At 70.1% G+C, this 15,592-nt stretch carries 13 protein-coding genes; 7 read left to right on the top strand and 6 right to left on the bottom strand.

What is annotated here, in order from left to right; translation table 11 throughout:
• Positions 1–38: 38 nt before the first annotated feature.
• Entirely contained in the window at positions 39–500 is a 462-nt protein-coding gene (locus VSH64_RS48385) for a MarR family winged helix-turn-helix transcriptional regulator (protein WP_326569471.1), read from the top strand.
• Here VSH64_RS48385 and VSH64_RS48390 read toward each other — a convergent pair.
• On the bottom strand, positions 497–1,693 hold the full coding sequence (locus VSH64_RS48390) for an aminotransferase class V-fold PLP-dependent enzyme (RefSeq protein WP_326569472.1): 1,197 nt from the start codon (positions 1,691–1,693) through the stop codon (positions 497–499). The two genes, VSH64_RS48385 and VSH64_RS48390, sit on opposite strands and share 4 nt — an antisense overlap.
• A gap of 45 nt (positions 1,694–1,738) precedes the next feature.
• On the opposite strand from VSH64_RS48390, the gene VSH64_RS48395 reads away from it, so the two are divergent.
• On the top strand, positions 1,739–2,356 hold the full coding sequence (locus VSH64_RS48395) for a GntR family transcriptional regulator (protein ID WP_326569473.1): 618 nt from the start codon (positions 1,739–1,741) through the stop codon (positions 2,354–2,356).
• A 461-nt stretch (positions 2,357–2,817) separates the two neighbouring features.
• Here the strand turns inward: VSH64_RS48395 and VSH64_RS48400 are convergent, their stop codons facing one another.
• Complete coding sequence (locus VSH64_RS48400; RefSeq protein ID WP_326569474.1) at positions 2,818–2,952, bottom strand: hypothetical protein; 135 nt, start codon at positions 2,950–2,952, stop codon at positions 2,818–2,820.
• A 35-nt stretch (positions 2,953–2,987) separates the two neighbouring features.
• Here VSH64_RS48400 and VSH64_RS48405 point away from each other — a divergent pair, with 35 nt between their 5' ends.
• Positions 2,988–3,167 carry a hypothetical protein gene (locus VSH64_RS48405; RefSeq protein WP_326569475.1) on the top strand — a complete coding sequence of 60 codons (180 nt, stop codon included), beginning with the start codon at positions 2,988–2,990 and terminating at the stop codon, positions 3,165–3,167.
• A gap of 3 nt (positions 3,168–3,170) precedes the next feature.
• Here the strand turns inward: VSH64_RS48405 and VSH64_RS48410 are convergent, their stop codons facing one another.
• The 4 genes from VSH64_RS48410 to VSH64_RS48425 all read right to left on the bottom strand — a co-directional run bounded on the left by VSH64_RS48410 (position 3,171) and on the right by VSH64_RS48425 (position 7,919).
• Positions 3,171–4,796 (bottom strand): CocE/NonD family hydrolase, encoded by a 1,626-nt coding sequence (locus VSH64_RS48410; protein WP_326569476.1) that lies wholly within the window; start codon positions 4,794–4,796, stop codon positions 3,171–3,173.
• Positions 4,797–4,859: 63 nt separating this feature from the next.
• Positions 4,860–5,822: an asparaginase gene (locus VSH64_RS48415; RefSeq protein WP_326569477.1), complete on the bottom strand. Its 963-nt coding sequence runs from the start codon at positions 5,820–5,822 to the stop codon at positions 4,860–4,862.
• The gene (locus VSH64_RS48420; RefSeq protein WP_326569478.1) at positions 5,819–7,243 is read right to left on the bottom strand and encodes an amino acid permease; all 1,425 of its coding nucleotides are present in this window, start codon (positions 7,241–7,243) and stop codon (positions 5,819–5,821) included. The genes VSH64_RS48415 and VSH64_RS48420 overlap by 4 nt, the downstream gene beginning before the upstream one ends.
• A 4-nt stretch (positions 7,244–7,247) precedes the next feature.
• Positions 7,248–7,919, bottom strand: a complete 672-nt coding sequence (locus VSH64_RS48425; RefSeq protein ID WP_326838232.1) for a FadR/GntR family transcriptional regulator — start codon at positions 7,917–7,919, stop codon at positions 7,248–7,250.
• A gap of 215 nt (positions 7,920–8,134) precedes the next feature.
• Here VSH64_RS48425 and VSH64_RS48430 point away from each other — a divergent pair, with 215 nt between their 5' ends.
• The 4 genes from VSH64_RS48430 to VSH64_RS48445 all read left to right on the top strand — a co-directional run bounded on the left by VSH64_RS48430 (position 8,135) and on the right by VSH64_RS48445 (position 15,321).
• Positions 8,135–8,464, top strand: a complete 330-nt coding sequence (locus VSH64_RS48430) for a hypothetical protein (protein WP_326569479.1) — start codon at positions 8,135–8,137, stop codon at positions 8,462–8,464.
• A 113-nt stretch (positions 8,465–8,577) separates the two neighbouring features.
• Entirely contained in the window at positions 8,578–12,165 is a 3,588-nt protein-coding gene (gene dnaE, locus VSH64_RS48435; protein ID WP_326569480.1) for a DNA polymerase III subunit alpha, read from the top strand.
• Positions 12,165–13,640, top strand: a complete 1,476-nt coding sequence (locus tag VSH64_RS48440) for an MFS transporter (RefSeq protein ID WP_326569481.1) — start codon at positions 12,165–12,167, stop codon at positions 13,638–13,640. Before dnaE ends, VSH64_RS48440 begins: the two co-directional genes overlap by 1 nt.
• Positions 13,641–14,124: 484 nt before the next feature.
• A complete protein-coding gene (locus VSH64_RS48445; protein ID WP_326569482.1) occupies positions 14,125–15,321 on the top strand; it encodes a low temperature requirement protein A in 1,197 nt (398 codons plus the stop codon).
• The last annotated feature ends 271 nt before the right edge of the window (positions 15,322–15,592 follow it).

Consider the following 15,592-nt stretch of genomic DNA (forward strand, 5'->3'; position numbering starts at 1 on the left):
CCAGAAGGTAAACCTGGTTGTCGAATTTGGCAAGCGGCATGGCTGACGCGCCCGGCTTCGAGCTGCCGCTGCTGCTGTTCTCGGGCTTCCGCACGCTCATCGACGACCTGCACGCCGAGCTCGCGCGCCAGGGTCACCCCGACGTGCGGCCGGCGTTCGGCTTCGCGATGCAGGCCATCGGGCCGCGCGGGGCCACGGCGTCGGAGCTGGGCAAGCGGCTGGGGGTGTCGAAGCAGGCCGCGGGCAAGACCGTCGACCGCCTGGAGCAGCTCGGGTACGCCGAGCGCGCCGACGACCCCGAGGACGCCCGCCGCAAGCTCGTGCGGCTCACCCCGCGCGGCCTCGACTCCCTCACCCGCTCCGCGGCGATCTTCGAAACGCTGCGCGCGAACTGGGTGACCGAGCTCGGCGCCGACCGCGTCCGCGCCCTCGAGGCCGACCTGCGCGCCATGGCCGGCGGCGGCTTCCGGCTCGACGTCGCGGGCTGGTTCGCCGGCTAGCGCGCCCGGGTCAGCTTCGCCACCTCGCTCACCAGCAGGTCGATCTCGCCTTCGGTGTTGTAGTAGTGCGCCGACGCGCGGACCAGGTCGGGCAGGTCGCGCGCAGTGAAGTCGTACTGCGCCGACGTCGCGTGGGTCACGCTCGTGTTGATCTTCGCCGCGGAAAGCCGCAGCTTCACCTGCTCGGCGCCGAGGCCGTCGAGGCTGAAGGACACGAGCCCGCAGCGGCGCGCGCCGACGTCGTGCACCCGCACACCGTCGAGCTCGCCCAGCCGCGCGCGCAGCGTCGCGCCCAACGCGCCCACGCGGTCCTCGATCGCGGGCAGGCCCCATTCCAGCGCGTAGTCCACGGCCGCGCCGAGCCCCAGCACGGCCGCGTAGTCGCGCTCCCACACCTCGAAGCGCTTGGCTGTCGGGTCGACCACGTACTCGGCCGGCGACTCCCAGCTCGCCGAGTGCAGGTCGAGCATCGCCGGCTCGAGCCGCTCGCGCAGCCGCGGGTGCACGTAGAGGAAGCCGGTGCCGCGCGGCCCGCGCAGGTACTTGCGCCCGGTGGCCGAAAGCGCGTCGCACTGCAGCCGCTCGACGTCGAGGTCGAGCTGGCCGGCCGACTGGCACGCGTCGAGCAGGAACGGGATCCCGGCCGCGCGCGCGACCGCGCCGATCTCCTCGGCCGGGTTCACCAACCCGCCCTGGGTGGGCACGTGGCTCACCGCGATGAGCTTCACGTCGTCGTCGATCAGCCGCCGCAGGTCGGCCACGTCGAGCTGACCGCTCTCGTCGTCGGCGACCACCTCCACGCGCGCCCCGGTGCGGCGCGCGACCTGCAGGTAGGCGATCGCGTTGCTCGCGTACTCGGCGCGCGAGGTCAGGATCCGATCACCCGCGCCGAAGCGCAGCGCGTAGAACACCGCCTGCCACGAGCGGGTCGCGTTGTCGGTGATCGCGATGTCCTCGGCCGCTGCGTTGATCAGCCGCGCCACGGACGTGTACACGGCCTGGGTGCGCTCGGCCGCCGCCGCGGCGGCCTCGTAGCCGCCGACCAGCGCTTCGGCCCTCAGGTAGTCGACCATCGTGTCGGTGACCCGGGCCGGCGGCAGCGCCGAACCCGCGTTGTTGAAGTGGACGACGCCGGTGCAGCCGGGCGTCTCGGTGCGGGCGCGGGCGACGTCGGCGGGCTGGATGCTGACCATGTGAACTGAATACAGTAGTGATCATCTGTATGCAATACTGCGCCGATGACCAAGCGACTCCTGCGCGGCGAGCTCATCGAGGAGATCACCGCGCGTGTGCTCGACGGCCGGCTCGACGCGCGGATCAACGAGGTGCACCTGGCGCGCGAGCTCGGCGTGAGCCGCACGCCGTTGCGTGAGGCGCTGATCGGGCTCGCCGACCGCGGGCTGCTGGTCGCCGCGCCCGGCCGCGGGTTCCTCGTCGCGCCGCTCGACCCGGAAGAGGCCCGGCGGCTCTACCCGCTGGTGGCGGAGCTCGAATCGCTCGCCCTGCGCTGGACCTCGCCGCTGGACCTCACGCTCCTGCCCGACGCCCTCGACGCGATCGCCGACGAGATGGCGGCCCTGCCCGCGGGCGCCGATCTGTCCGCTGTGGACGATCGCTGGCACGCCCTGCTGCTCTCGCGCTGCGGCAACCCGCACCTGCTGCGCTTGATCGAACAGACGAAACCGCTGCTCAACCGCTACGAGTCCGTGTACTTTGGCGGACCGGAACGCACGGCCGAGAGCATCGCCGAGCACCGGGGGATCGCCGAAGCGCTGCGGGCGGAAGACGTACCGCGCGCGACGACGCTGCTCGTGCGCAACTGGGTCAAGGCACTGGGGTACCTCGAACGGAGCTGAGCACGCCGGTCAGCGTGCCGATCGGCCTCTCAGATGGTGTTGTCCCGAGCAGATTTCGCCGGCGTCGGGTTGGCGGTGCTCGGGAGCCTGCTTGCCGGGCCGGACACGGGTTCGGTCGGGCGCGAAGCCGCTTTTATGAAAATGCTCGGGTTGGTTCGAAAACCGTCTGATCCCCGCCAATTCACGTCGCCGGACAACCCCCGCGCTCGCCGCGCAACCCCGCCTGACAAGCCTGCCCCCTGCCTGAAAAGCCCAACCCCCGCCTGACAAACCCCACCCTCCCTGGGGGGCCGCCCTATTCCAGTTTACCGAGGTCAGGGTCCTGAAAACAGCTTGCGAGGAATCTGTGGACAACTCAGGCTCGGCGGGGCGGGATGTGGATAACTTCGGGCCAACCGCAGGCTGCGCCTGATGTCGGTGGCCCCGCACTCAGCGCCTTCCGTCGGGCCGATGTCGGCGTGCTACTCGTAGATGCGATCCGCCAGACCGGCGAAGAACACTTCGCCGACGTACTGCGGCACCACCAGACCGGCGAAGAACGCTTCGCCGACGTACTGCGGCACCACGACAACGTGCTCACCGTGCTCTGCAGCCACGTCACACCGCACGACCACGGAGAACGGCTTACCCGATGCGCGTCGCCCCCGGGGTGGTGTCCGGGTCGCTGCTGCCGGTCGAGCCCGGCGCCGACCGCAGCTGGGCCGAGGGCGGGCCGCTCGAGCTCGACCGGCCGCCGTCACTGCTCCTGCACGTGGTGCACGACGACGGCCGGCTCACCACTCACCAGCGAGCGGTGCCGTTCAGCGGGTGAACTTCAGCGCGTGAACACCGGCAACGTGACCCGAGACGGATGCGCCGCGTCATGGAAGATCTCGAACCGGTTCGGCTTCCCGTCCACAGCGTTCGCCACCGCCTCGCCGGTGCCGTGGTTACGCGCGAAGCGCGGGAACGCGCCACCCGCCACCTGCACGCGCAACCGGTGGCCGCGGCGGAACCGGTAGGCCGTCGGGTCGAGCGTCACCTGAGCCGAAACGACCCCGTCCGCGTCCGCCGCGGGCACCCCGGGCCGCAGCCGCACGATCCCGTCCGTGACGTTCGCCGAACGCCCGTCCTGGTCGACGTCGCAGATGCGCACGTAAACGTCGGCGTGGCCCAGTTCGGTGCGCACGAACACGGTGGCGCTCACTTCGCCGATCAGGTCGAGGTCGGCGATCAGCGGCTCGCCGGTGAACACGAGCACGTCGTCGCGGGCCTCGACCGCGTTGTTGTCCTGCTGCTTGTTCTTGCCGGTGAGCAGGGGCCCGCCGACGGCCGGCGTCGGGTCGGCGGGGTCGTAGGTGAACGTGGTCGGCAGGGCCTCGCCGTCGGTCACCTCGCCGAGGCCGCCGATGGGCCGCAGGTGCGAGTCGGTGGCCGTGGACTCCGGCGGCCACGCGTCGAAGTCGAGCCAGGTCGCGGCCTGCTGCAGGAACAGGCGCACGGGGGAGCGCTGCAGCTGCGCGTGGTCGCCGAGCAGGTGCGCGCGCAGGAACCCGATCTGGTCCTGCACGGTCACGCGCAGGCTGGCCGGGTCGCCGTGGGCCCACGGGCCGATCGTGAGCCGCGGGGCGTGCCCGGCGTCCTGCATCGTGCGGAAGTCGCGCAGCTGGCCCTGGATGAACAGGTCGTACCACCCGGTGACCATGCTCACGGGCACGGTCAGCCCGGCCACTTCCGCGCTGTGGTCGGACATCGCCCAGTAGTCGTCACCCGGCTCGGCGTGGGTGGTCACGTCGCGCAGGAACAGCACCTGCTTGCCGATCGCGGCGACGTCGGCGGCGTTGATCGGCAGGTGCCCCATCGCCTGGCGGGTTCGGCGCGCCTGCAGCGGGTTGGGCACCGCCGCGAACCGCTCCTCCTGCCGGCCGATCATCGCCGACCACGACACCATGTTGTCCGCCGCGAGCACCCCGCCCGGGTAGAACGTGGTCACGAACTCCGAAGCCGTCACGGCCAGCGCCATCGCCTCGAGCGGCGGGTCGAGGTAGGGCCCGAGCGCCCATTGCGTGTGCCCGAGGTAGCTCGCGCCCGCCGTGGCGAGCCGGCCGTCGCACCACGGCTGCGCGCGCAGCCACTCGGCGGTGGCGACGCCGTCTTCGCGCTCGAGGTGGAACGGCCGAAACTCGCCCTCGGACCCGAAGGTGCCGCGGGTGCTCTGGACCACCGTCTGCAGGCCCTGGCGGGCGAACGTGCTGCCGAACAGGGCGGCGAGCGGCCCGGTGCGGCCGTACGGCGTGCGGACCAGCACGACCGGGCCCGACTTCAGGCCGGCGGGCGCGTAGCGGTCGGCGACCAGGTGCACGCCGTCGGGCATCGGGATGCGCAGGCCCTTCGTCGCGACGGGCGCGGGGCCCTCGGATTTCGGGAGCCCGAGCAGAAGATCGGCGATGCGGTTGAGCACTGGTTCACCCCTCGTTGGACCGAGCCGGACGTCTTCGAAGCTACCCGTCCCGAGTGAGGTGGGTCACGCAGCGCGCGGGCGGCCCCGGAGTTCCTCCGTCACGCGCAGCGCCGGGCTCGTGAACGGTTCGAGCACCTCGGCGTCCACCCCGCACTGCGCCAGCGCGGCCGCGAGCACGGCGGGCCGGGCGCGGTCGCCGCCGTCGGCGATCTTCAGCGCCACGGCCGTGCCGTCGGGCAGCGCGGCGAGCTGCACGGCCTCGAAGCCGTCCTTCGCGAGAAGGCCCGGCACCGCGCGCATCAGCGCGGTCACGTCGCGGCGGGTGCCGCCCACGAGGTCGGGGTGCTGCCGGATCCCTTGCGCCACCAGGCTTTCCGGCGTGCCGGAGGCCGCGGTGGCCAGCTTCGCGGCCGCCCGCGCGAGCCCGCGCAGCGACAGCGCGAAGAGCGGCGCCCCGCACCCGTCCACGGCCACCCGCGCCACGGGCTGTCCGGTGAGGTCCTCCACGGTCGCGCGGATCGCGAGCTGCAGCGGGTGCTCGGGATCGAGGTAGGTGCGCGGATCCCAGCCCTGTTCACGGCAGGTGGCGAGCATCGCGGCGTGCTTGCCGGAGCAGTTGTGCGCGAGCTTCGCCGGCTGCCGGCCCTCGGCGACCCACGCGTCGCGCTCGACGGGGTCGAACGGGAAATCGGCCGGGTTGCCGAGGTCTTCGGCGGTGAAGCCGTGGCCGGCCAGCACGGCCGCCGCGGCGTCGAGGTGCCGGCGCTCGCCGGAGTGGCTGGCGGCGGAGATCGCGAACCCCGGCGACGGCAGCCGCAGGCCCAGGCGCGCCATCGCGGTGGCCTGCAGCGGCTTCGCCGTGGAGCGCGGGTACATCGCGACATCCGGGTCGCCCGCGGCGAAGAGCGTGGACCCGTCGGGCGCGAGCGCGATCACGGAGCCGTGGTGCACGCCCTCGACCATGCCGTCGCGCAGGAGGTGGACGAGTGGCACGTGCCGCGGCACGCGCTGCTCGGGCGAGTTCACGATTCGGCCCTCTCGAACGCACTCATGTCGATGCGCTTGCGCACGCAGAACCAGCCGATCACCAGGGCCACCGCGATCACCGGCAGCGCCAGCAGCGTGATCCGGCCGGTCTCGTCGAAGGCCATCAGCACCACCACGGCGGCGAGGAACACCAGCGTCGTGATCTCGGTCCACGGCGAGCCCGGCAGCCGGAACGACGGCCGGGTCAGCGCGCCGGTGCGGGTCTTCCGGACGAACACCAGGTGGCAGAGCACGATGATCGCCCACGTGGCGAGGATGCCGATCGCCGCGAAGTTCAGCACGATCTCGAACGCGTCCTTCGGCACCACGTAGTTCAGCCCCACGCCGAGCACGCACACCGACGCGGTGAGCAGGATGCCGCCGTAGGGCACCTGGTTGCGGTTCATCACGCCGGTGAACTTCGGCGCCGAACCGGCCACCGACATCGAGCGCAGGATGCGGCCGGTGGAGTACAGGCCCGAGTTGAGGCTCGACATCGCCGCCGTGAGCACCACGAGGTTCATCACGCTGCCCGCGGCCGGTACGCCGAGGTGCGAGAGCACGGTCACGAACGGGCTTTCGTCGCCGGTGTAGGAGTTCCACGGCATCAGCATCGCCAGCAGCACGACCGAGCCGACGTAGAACACGGCGATGCGCCACATGATCGAGTTGATCGCCTTGGGCATGATCTTCTGCGGGTTCTCCGTCTCGCCCGCCGCCACGCCGACCAGCTCCACCGACGCGTACGCGAACACCACGCCCTGCACGATGAGGATCATCGGCACGATCCCGACCGGGAAGATCCCGCCGTGGTCGGCGATGAGCTGCGGGCCGGGCGCGAGGCCGTCGATCGGGTGCTGCGTGACCAGCAGCACGATGCCGATGACCAGGAACAGCACCAGCGCGGCGACCTTGACGATCGCGAACCAGAACTCCATCTCGCCGAACAGCTTCACCGAGACCAGGTTCAGCGTGAGCACCACGGCCAGCGCGATCAGCGCCAGCACCCACTGCGGGATCGGCGCGAAGAACGACCAGAAGTGGGCGTAGAGCGCGATCGCGGTGATGTCGGCGATGCCGGTGGTCGACCAGTTCAGGAAGTGCATCCAGCCGGCGACGTACGCGCCCTTCTCGCCCATGAACTCGCGCGCGTAGGACACGAACGCACCCGAGGACGGACGGTGCAGGATCAGCTCGCCGAGCGCGCGCACCACGAAGAACGCGAAGAGCCCGCACACGGCGTACACGATCGCCAGCGCCGGCCCGGCCTGCGCGAGCCGGCCGCCCGCGCCGAGGAACAAGCCGGTGCCGATGGCGCCGCCGATCGCGATCATCGAGATGTGGCGCGATTTCAGCGCCTTGTCGTAACCGGCGTCGCCCGCGTCCGCGTGCTGCTCGGCCGGCAGGGTCTGTTCGCTCACGGGGTCAGTCGGTCCTCTTCTGCTTCGCGGTGCGGTTCGGCCGCACGATGGTGGTCAGCGCCTGCTCGACGTGCGCGAGGTGCGTCGTCATCGCGGCCACGGCGGCCTCTTCGGCGCCCTCGGTGATCGCCGTGACGATCCGCCGGTGCTCCACGTTCGACTCCACGCGCCGCCCGCCCAGCTGGTTGAGGAAGGCGCTCTGGCGGGCCAGCGCGTCGCGGATCTCCTCGATGACCTTGGCGAACACGGGGTTGCCCGAGGCCTGGGCGATGGTGATGTGAAAAAGCGAGTCGAGTGCCACCCACGCGGTGTTGTCGGTCTCGAGTTCCATCCGCTCGGCGAGGTGCTCGAGCAGGTCGAGGTGGTCGGCGTCGCGGCGCAGGGCGGCGTAGCCGGCCACGGGGATCTCGACGTGGCGGCGCACCTCCACGAGGTCGCGCGCCGAATAGCCGCCGAACGTGGGGTTCTCGGCCGGGCCGGTCGCGGTCACGAAGGTGCCCTTGCCGGTGCGCGACACGGTGAGCCCCAGCGCCTGCAGCCCGCGCAGCGCCTCCCGGATCACCGAGCGGCTGACCTCGAACTCCTTGCTCAGCGCGGCTTCGGACGGCAGCTTGTCGCCCACGGCGTACTCGCCGCGTTCGATCGCCCGGCGCAGGTAGGCCAGCACGGCCTCCATGGCGCTCACGCGACGGGGGCCTTGTCCGGCTGTCTGGCTGTCAGACAGGTTCATGGAACGAGATCGTGAAGTTCCGCCGAAGTGGTGTCAAGTCCAGTGGGGCGTTCCCACGTCGGGACTGGGGGAATCACCAGTGATCGTGTGGGGCGGTTCACTCGCCGAGGGTGGTTTCGCGGGCCCCGGATTTTGTCGGTGCCGAGTGGGACGATCGGGTCGTGCGCGACACCAGCACACCGACGAACGGCGAGCCCGATGCCCGTCCTCCGGCCGGCCCGCCGCGGCAGGCCGGTCCCGCCGCGGTGCTCGGCTGCGCCCTGTTCGTCGGCGTGCTGGCGTTGCTCGTGCTGCTCCTGGTGGTGTGGATCTCGAGGACGAGCGGGAGCCACGGCGTCGCCGACGACGGCAGTCAGGGGGCCGCGGCACCACCCCGCACCCCCTCCGTCACCGGGAGTGCCGAACCGGGCCGGCGGGCCGGCGCGGTGATCACCCCGGCGAAGGTTTCGCCGGCCCCGGGCGGCATGTCGGCGGGCGCGGCGGGCGGGTGAGGAGAGAGGATCCCTACCGAGCCGCACAGCGCGAGCGCGGACTAGGGTGGAGGACCCCGGGCCGCGCCGCAGCAACAACCGGGAAGCCGTCTGCTTAGGGGAGGTTTTCGCTGGTGTCGAACGATTCCTTCGTCCACCTGCACGTCCACACCGAGTACTCGATGCTCGACGGTGCGGCGAAGATCGGACCTCTCTTCGCCGAGGCGGCGAGGCTGGGCATGCCCGCGGTGGGCATGACCGACCACGGCAACATGTACGGCGGCGACGAGTTCTACCAGAGCTCCAAGAAGCACGGGCTGAAGCCGATCATCGGCATCGAGGCCTACATCGCGCCGGAGAGCCGCTTCCACAAGAAGCCGGTGTTCTGGGGCCAGGCCAGCCAGCGTGGCTCCGACGAGCTGGGCGAGGGCGGCGACGTCTCCGGTGCCGGTGCCTACACCCACATGACGATGCTGGCGGAGAACGCCACCGGGCTGCGGAACCTGTTCAAGCTCTCGTCGCTCGCGTCGATCCAGGGCTACTACCGCAAGCCGCGCATGGACCGCGAGCTGATCGCCGAGAACCACCACGGCATCATCGCCACCACCGGCTGCCCGTCGGGCGAGGTGCAGACCCGCCTGCGGCTGGGCCAGCGCGAGGCCGCGATCCAGGCCGCGTCGGACTACAAGGACATCTTCGGCGCCGACAACTTCTTCCTCGAGCTGATGGACCACGGCCTGCCGATCGAGCGGTCCGTGCGCGAGGGCCTGCTCGAGGTCGGCAAGCTGCTCGACCTCAAGCCGCTCGCCACCAACGACTCGCACTACGTCACCAAGGACCAGGCCGACACGCACTCGGCGCTGCTGTGCGTGCAGGCCGGCAAGACGCTCAACGACCCGACCCGGTTCAAGTTCGACGGCGACGGCTACTTCCTCAAGTCGGCCGAGGAGATGCGCGAGTACTGGGACAAGGAAGTGCCGGGCGCGGCCGACAGCACGCTGCTGATCGCCGAGCGCGTGCAGTCCTACGAAGAGGTCTACTCGCACAAGGACCGCATGCCGGTCTTCGAGGTGCCCGAGGGCCACAGCGAGGCCACGTGGCTGCGGCACCAGGTGGCCGAGGGCCTGAACTGGCGATTCCCGGCCGGCGTGCCCGACGGCTACGAGGAGCGCTGCGACTACGAGCTCGGCGTGATCGAGCAGAAGGGCTTCCCGGCCTACTTCCTCATCGTCGCCGACCTCATCCAGCACGCGCGCGAGGTCGGCATCCTGGTCGGCCCGGGCCGTGGTTCCGCCGCCGGCGCGCTCGTCGCGTACGCGCTGGGCATCACGAACCTCGACCCGATCCCGCAGAAGCTGCTGTTCGAGCGGTTCCTGAACCCCGAGCGCATGTCGATGCCCGATATCGACATCGACTTCGACGACCGGCGGCGCGGCGAGATGATCCGCTACGCCACGGACAAGTACGGCGCCGACCGCGTCGCCCAGGTGATCACGTTCGGCACCATCAAGACCAAGGCCGCGATCAAGGACTCGGCCCGCGTGCACTTCGGGCAGCCGGGCTACTCGATCGCCGACAGGATCTCCAAGGCGCTGCCGCCGCCGATCATGGCCAAGGACATCCCGCTGTCCGGCATCGTCGACTCCAAGCACGAGCGCTACGCCGAAGCCGCGGAGGTCCGCACCCTCGTCGAGACCGACGAGGAGTGCAAGACCATCTTCGACACCGCGCGCGGGCTCGAGGGCCTGATCCGCAACGCCGGCGTGCACGCCTGTGCGGTGATCATGTCGAGCGAGCCGCTCACCGAAGCGATCCCGGTGTGGCAGCGCGACGACGGCTCGATCATCACCGGCTGGGACTACCCGTCGTGTGAAAACATCGGCCTGCTGAAGATGGACTTCCTGGGCCTGCGCAACCTCACGGTGATCGGCGACGCGCTGGCCAACATCAAGACCAACCGCGGCGAGGAGATCGACCTCGACCGGCTCGGCTTCGACGACCCGGAGGCCTACAAGCTCCTGGGCCGCGGTGACACGCTCGGCGTGTTCCAGCTCGACGGTGGCGCGATGCGCGACCTGCTGCGCCGCATGCTGCCGACCGGGTTCGAGGACATCGTCGCGGTGCTCGCGCTGTACCGCCCCGGCCCGATGGGCATGAACGCGCACAACGACTACGCCGACCGCAAGAACAACCGGCAGAAGGTCACGCCGATCCACCCGGAGCTGGAAGAACCGCTGCGGGAGATCCTGTCCGAGACCTACGGCCTGATCGTGTACCAAGAGCAGATCATGCAGATCGCGCAGAAGGTCGCGGGCTACACGATGGGCCGAGCGGACACGCTCCGCCGAGCCATGGGCAAGAAGAAGAAGGAAGTCCTCGAGAAGGAGTACGAGGGCTTCGAAGAGGGCATGAAGGCCAGCCCGCTGCTCGAAGGCGGCTTTTCGCCCGAAGCGGTGAAGGCGCTGTGGGACACGATCCTCCCGTTCGCCGGCTACGCGTTCAACAAGAGCCACGCGGCCGCGTACGGCCTGATCGCGTACTGGACGGCCTACCTCAAGGCGAACTACACGCCGGAGTACATGGCCGCACTGCTCACGTCGGTGGGTGACAACAAGGACAAGTCGGCCATCTACCTGTCGGAGTGCCGCCGGCTCGGCATCAAGGTGCTGCCGCCGGACGTCAACGAATCGGCCCTGCGCTTCGCGGCCGTCGGGACCGACATCCGCTTCGGGCTCGGCGCCGTGCGCAACGTCGGCGCCAACGTGGTGGAGTCGGTCATCAAGACGCGCGAGGAGAAGGGCAAGTACTCCACGTTCACCGACTTCCTCGACAAGTCGGAGCTGGTGGCCTGCAACAAGCGCGTGATCGAGTCGCTGATCAAGGCCGGCGGGTTCGACACGATGGGTCACACGCGGCTGTCGATGATCCAGGTGCACGAGGACGCGGTGGAAGCCGTGGTGCCGCTCAAGCGCCAGGAGGCGATGGGCCAGTTCGACCTGTTCGGCTCGTTCGGTGGCGACGACGACTCGGGCGAGGCGGCCGCGTCGTCCTCACCGCTCGCGCACCTGAAGTTCGGCGAGGAGGAGTACCCGCGCAAGCAGATGCTCGCCTACGAACGGGAGATGCTGGGCCTGTACGTGTCCGCGCACCCGCTCGACGGGGCAGAGCGCATCCTGCGCAAACACGCGCCCAAGCCGATCGCGTCCCTGCTCGCCGACCCGCCCAAGGAGGGCGAGGTCGTGATCTCGGGCCTGCTCACCTCGCTGGAGCGGCGGGTGAACAAGAAGGGCGAGCCGTGGGCGATCTGCACGGTCGAGGACATGGACGCCGCGCTCGAGGTGCTCTTCTTCGCCAAGGCGTACTCGATGTTCGCGGCCGACCTCGTCGAGGACAACGCGGTGCTGGTCAAGGGCCGGGTCAACTGGCGCGAGGACAAGATGTCGGTGTTCGGCGGCGGGCTCGTGCCACTCGACCTCTCGGAGATCGGCAACGGTGGTGAGGAACCGCCGCTGATGCTGCTGGCCGCGGCCGAGAAGATCGACCAGTCCGTGGTGAGCGAGCTGAAGTCCACGCTGCTGGCACACAAGGGGGAGACCCCGGTGCACCTGAAGCTCGTGGGCAAGAACCAGACCGTGTTCGCGCTCTACGACTACCCGGTGAAGGTCAGCTCGATGCTCATCGGTGAGCTCAAGGGCATCCCCGGGATCACCGCCAACACCTGATGACGGAGTTCGTGCCGGACCCACGCCGGTGGCGGGCGCTCGCCGTGACGCTCACGGCCGGGTTCATGACGCTGCTCGACGTCAGCATCGTCAACACGGCGCTGCCGGCGATGCAGCGCGGCCTGAACACCGGCAGCGGCACGGTGCAGTGGGTCGTGTCGGGCTACGCGCTCACGTTCGGCCTGGTGCTGGTCACCGGCGGCCGGCTCGGCGACGCGCTGGGCCGGCGCCGGATGTTCCTCATCGCGCTGGCCGCGTTCGTGATCACGAGCGCGTTGGCCGGGGCGGCACCGGACCCGACCACGCTCGTGATCGCGCGGCTCGCGCAGGGCTGCGCGGCCGGCCTGCTCACGCCGCAGAACAGCGGCTTGATCCAGGACCTCTTCCGCGGCGCCGAGCGCGGCCGTGCGTTCGGCATGTTCGGCGCGGTCGTGGGGATCTCCACCGCGGTGGGGCCGGTGCTGGGCGGCGTGATCCTCGCGGTGTTCGGAGACCCGGGCGGCTGGCGGTGGGTGTTCTACGTGAACGTGCCTGTCGGCGCGGTCGCGTTCGTGCTGGCGATGCGGCTGCTGCCGAAGACCGAGCGCAAGCCGGGGAAGCTGCGTTCACAGATCGACTTCGCCGGCATCGTGCTGCTCGCGGTGGCCGTGCTCGGAGTGCTGCTGCCGCTCGTGGAAACCGAGCAGGGTGGCCTCTCGAAACTCTGGTGGCTGTTCCCGATCGCGGTGGTGTTCGGATTCGGTTTCGTGCGGTGGGAACGCCGAGTGGTGGCGCGCGACCGGCCGCCGCTGCTCGACATCCGGCTGTTCACCGGCACGCCGGGCTACGCCACCGGTGCCGCGGTGGGCGCGCTGTACTTCTGCGGGTTCGCCGGGATCTGGCTCGTCTTCTCGCTCTTCTTCCAGCAGGGGCTGGGGTACACGCCGCTGCAGTCGGGGCTGTCGGTCACGTCGTTCGCGATCGGTTCGGCCGTGTCAGCGGCGGTCGCGGGCCGGCTCGTGCCGCGGTTCGGCCGCCGGTTGTCGGTCGCGGGGCTGAGCCTGGTGGTGTTGTCGCTGCTCGCGGTGGCGCTGGTGGTGGAGCTCGTGCCACCGTCGGCCGCCGGGCTCGCGGTGGCGCTGCCGCTGCTGATCGGCGGGATCGGCGGCGGCATGGTGATCACGCCGAACACCACGCTCACGCTCGAATGCGTGCCCACCTCCATGGCGGGCGTCGCCGGCGGTGCGCTGCAGACCGGGCAACGGATCGGTACGGCGATCGGCACGGCCGTGCTGGCGTCGGTGTTCGAGTCGGTGGTGGTGGGCACGCACCGCGACTATTCGCTCGCGCTCACCACGGCGATGTGCTGCTCGGCCGGGCTGACCTGCGTGGCGCTCGTGCTGGCGGTGCTGGAGCTGCGGGCGCGGCGCGTCCGGGCGGCGCGCAACGAGGAGCGCGAAGCCGCGAAAGCAGCCGCTGACGTTCACCGACAGTGAGCGGATCACGATCACTCAGCAGTATCGGTGAACTACTTTCAGCCGAACGTCGATGCTCCATCCGAGTGACTCGCTACGTTTGACCCTGGTGCTACTCAGAGCAACCGGGTAGACCTTATGGAGCCTTCAGCACGACACTTTGGCTACCTACAGTGGCATTTCGTTCGATCGACCGGGGATGGGTCGATCGGCCGAGCGGCTGAGAGTTCCGGAGTTCCCAGGAATGGACACTCTTGGTCACCTCCCAGGCAATGGATCGTCGGCGTCCGCGGGGGACCGTACGGCGACCGCCGGGAGCAATGCCCGGGGTGGCGAGGGAGTGCGCTGAAGGCGTTCGGGCGGGTCCGGAAGAGGGGGAACCGGGCCCGCCCTTTCACGCCTCCGTTTTCCGCCCGTTTCACCCTCCGGTGGGGGATTCTGCTCGCCTGTTCGCGCCGGTCGTGCTGGGATGACGGCGATCGTCGGGTGAGTTCGGGGAGCGTTGATGTCGCAGGGCATGCTGCCGGTCAGGCGGATCCGGGTCTGGTACCGGCCGATGAGGGCGCGCGACAGCGGTGAGAACCACCGCGTGTCCACGCCGCTGGAACTCCTGTTCGACCTGTGTTTCGTGGTCGCGGTGGGCGCGGCGAGCGCGGACCTGCACCACGAGCTCGCCGAAGGGCACGTGGGCCACGGCATCCTCAGCTACGCGATGGTGTTCTTCGCGATCTGGTGGGGCTGGCTGAACTTCAGCTGGTTCGCCTCGGCGTTCGACACCGACGACGTGCCCTATCGGCTGGCCACGCTCGTGCAGATCGCCGGCGGGCTCACCGTCGCGGCCGGCGTGGACCGGGCGTTCACCGGCGACTTCCGCGTGGTGATGGTCGGCTACGTGCTGATGCGGCTCGCGATGGTCACGCAGTGGCTGCGGGCCGCGAAATCCGATCCGGAGAACCGCAGGACCGCGCTCTGGTACGCGGGCGGGATCACCGTCGTGCAGGTGTTGTGGGTCGCCGACGCGCTGATCGGGTTCCCGCAGACCACGGCCGTGATCCTGTTCGCCGTGCTGGTGCTGTGCGAGCTCGCGGTGCCGAGCCTGGCCGAGTCGCGCGGCGGCACCTCGTGGCACCCGCACCACATCGCCGAGCGGTACGGGCTCTTCACGCTGATCGTGCTCGGCGAGGTGGTGCTGAGCGCCACCACGGCGGTGAAGGAGGGCGTGTCCGAAGGCGAGCACGTGGGCACGCTCATCGGGCTCGCCGCGGCGGGGCTCGTGCTGGTGTTCTCGATGTGGTGGCTCTACTTCGACCAGCCTGGGCACCTGCGGCTCGTGCGGCACCCGTCGCTGCTGAGCACGTCGAGCTGGGGATACGGGCACTACCTGATCTTCTCCTCGGCCGCGGCGGTCGGCACGGGGCTCGAGCTGGCGGTGGACTACGACACGCACCACACGGAGCTCAGCGGTCTCGCCACGGCGCTGGTGGTCACGGTGCCGGTCGCGGTGTTCCTGCTGAGCGTGTGGTTGCTGCACATCGGGCCGACCAACGAGTGCCGGGAGATCGCGATCGGCTACCCGGTCGCGGCGGTGCTGGTGCTCGCGGCTTCGTTCGGGCCGGCGCCCATCCACGTCGCGGCGGTGCTCGTGGCGGCGCTGGTGGTGCTGACGGTGGTGGCGAGCCACGGGCGGCTCCGTACGGAGTGACCGGGTGCCGTCGGCTCGCCTCGGGCTGCGTTGGTCTGGTCGGTCTATCGACGCAGGTCAGGAGGCTGGCGCGGTCTTAAGGGACCCCCCTGTTCAGGCCGGTTTTCGGCCATGTAAAGTTCTCCAAGTCGCCAGGGAAACCGAGCGGCCGCCGGGAACACGAACCAAGCTCCCACAGTAGTGGTAGAGTGGGTGGTCCCAAACCTCCGGAGCTCAACCAGCCCCCGCGAAACGCGAGTTTCGACAGGGTGTAAGGTTGCTCTTCGGAACA

This window comes from Amycolatopsis rhabdoformis, assembly GCF_035918295.1.
Lineage (GTDB): Bacteria > Actinomycetota > Actinomycetes > Mycobacteriales > Pseudonocardiaceae > Amycolatopsis > Amycolatopsis rhabdoformis.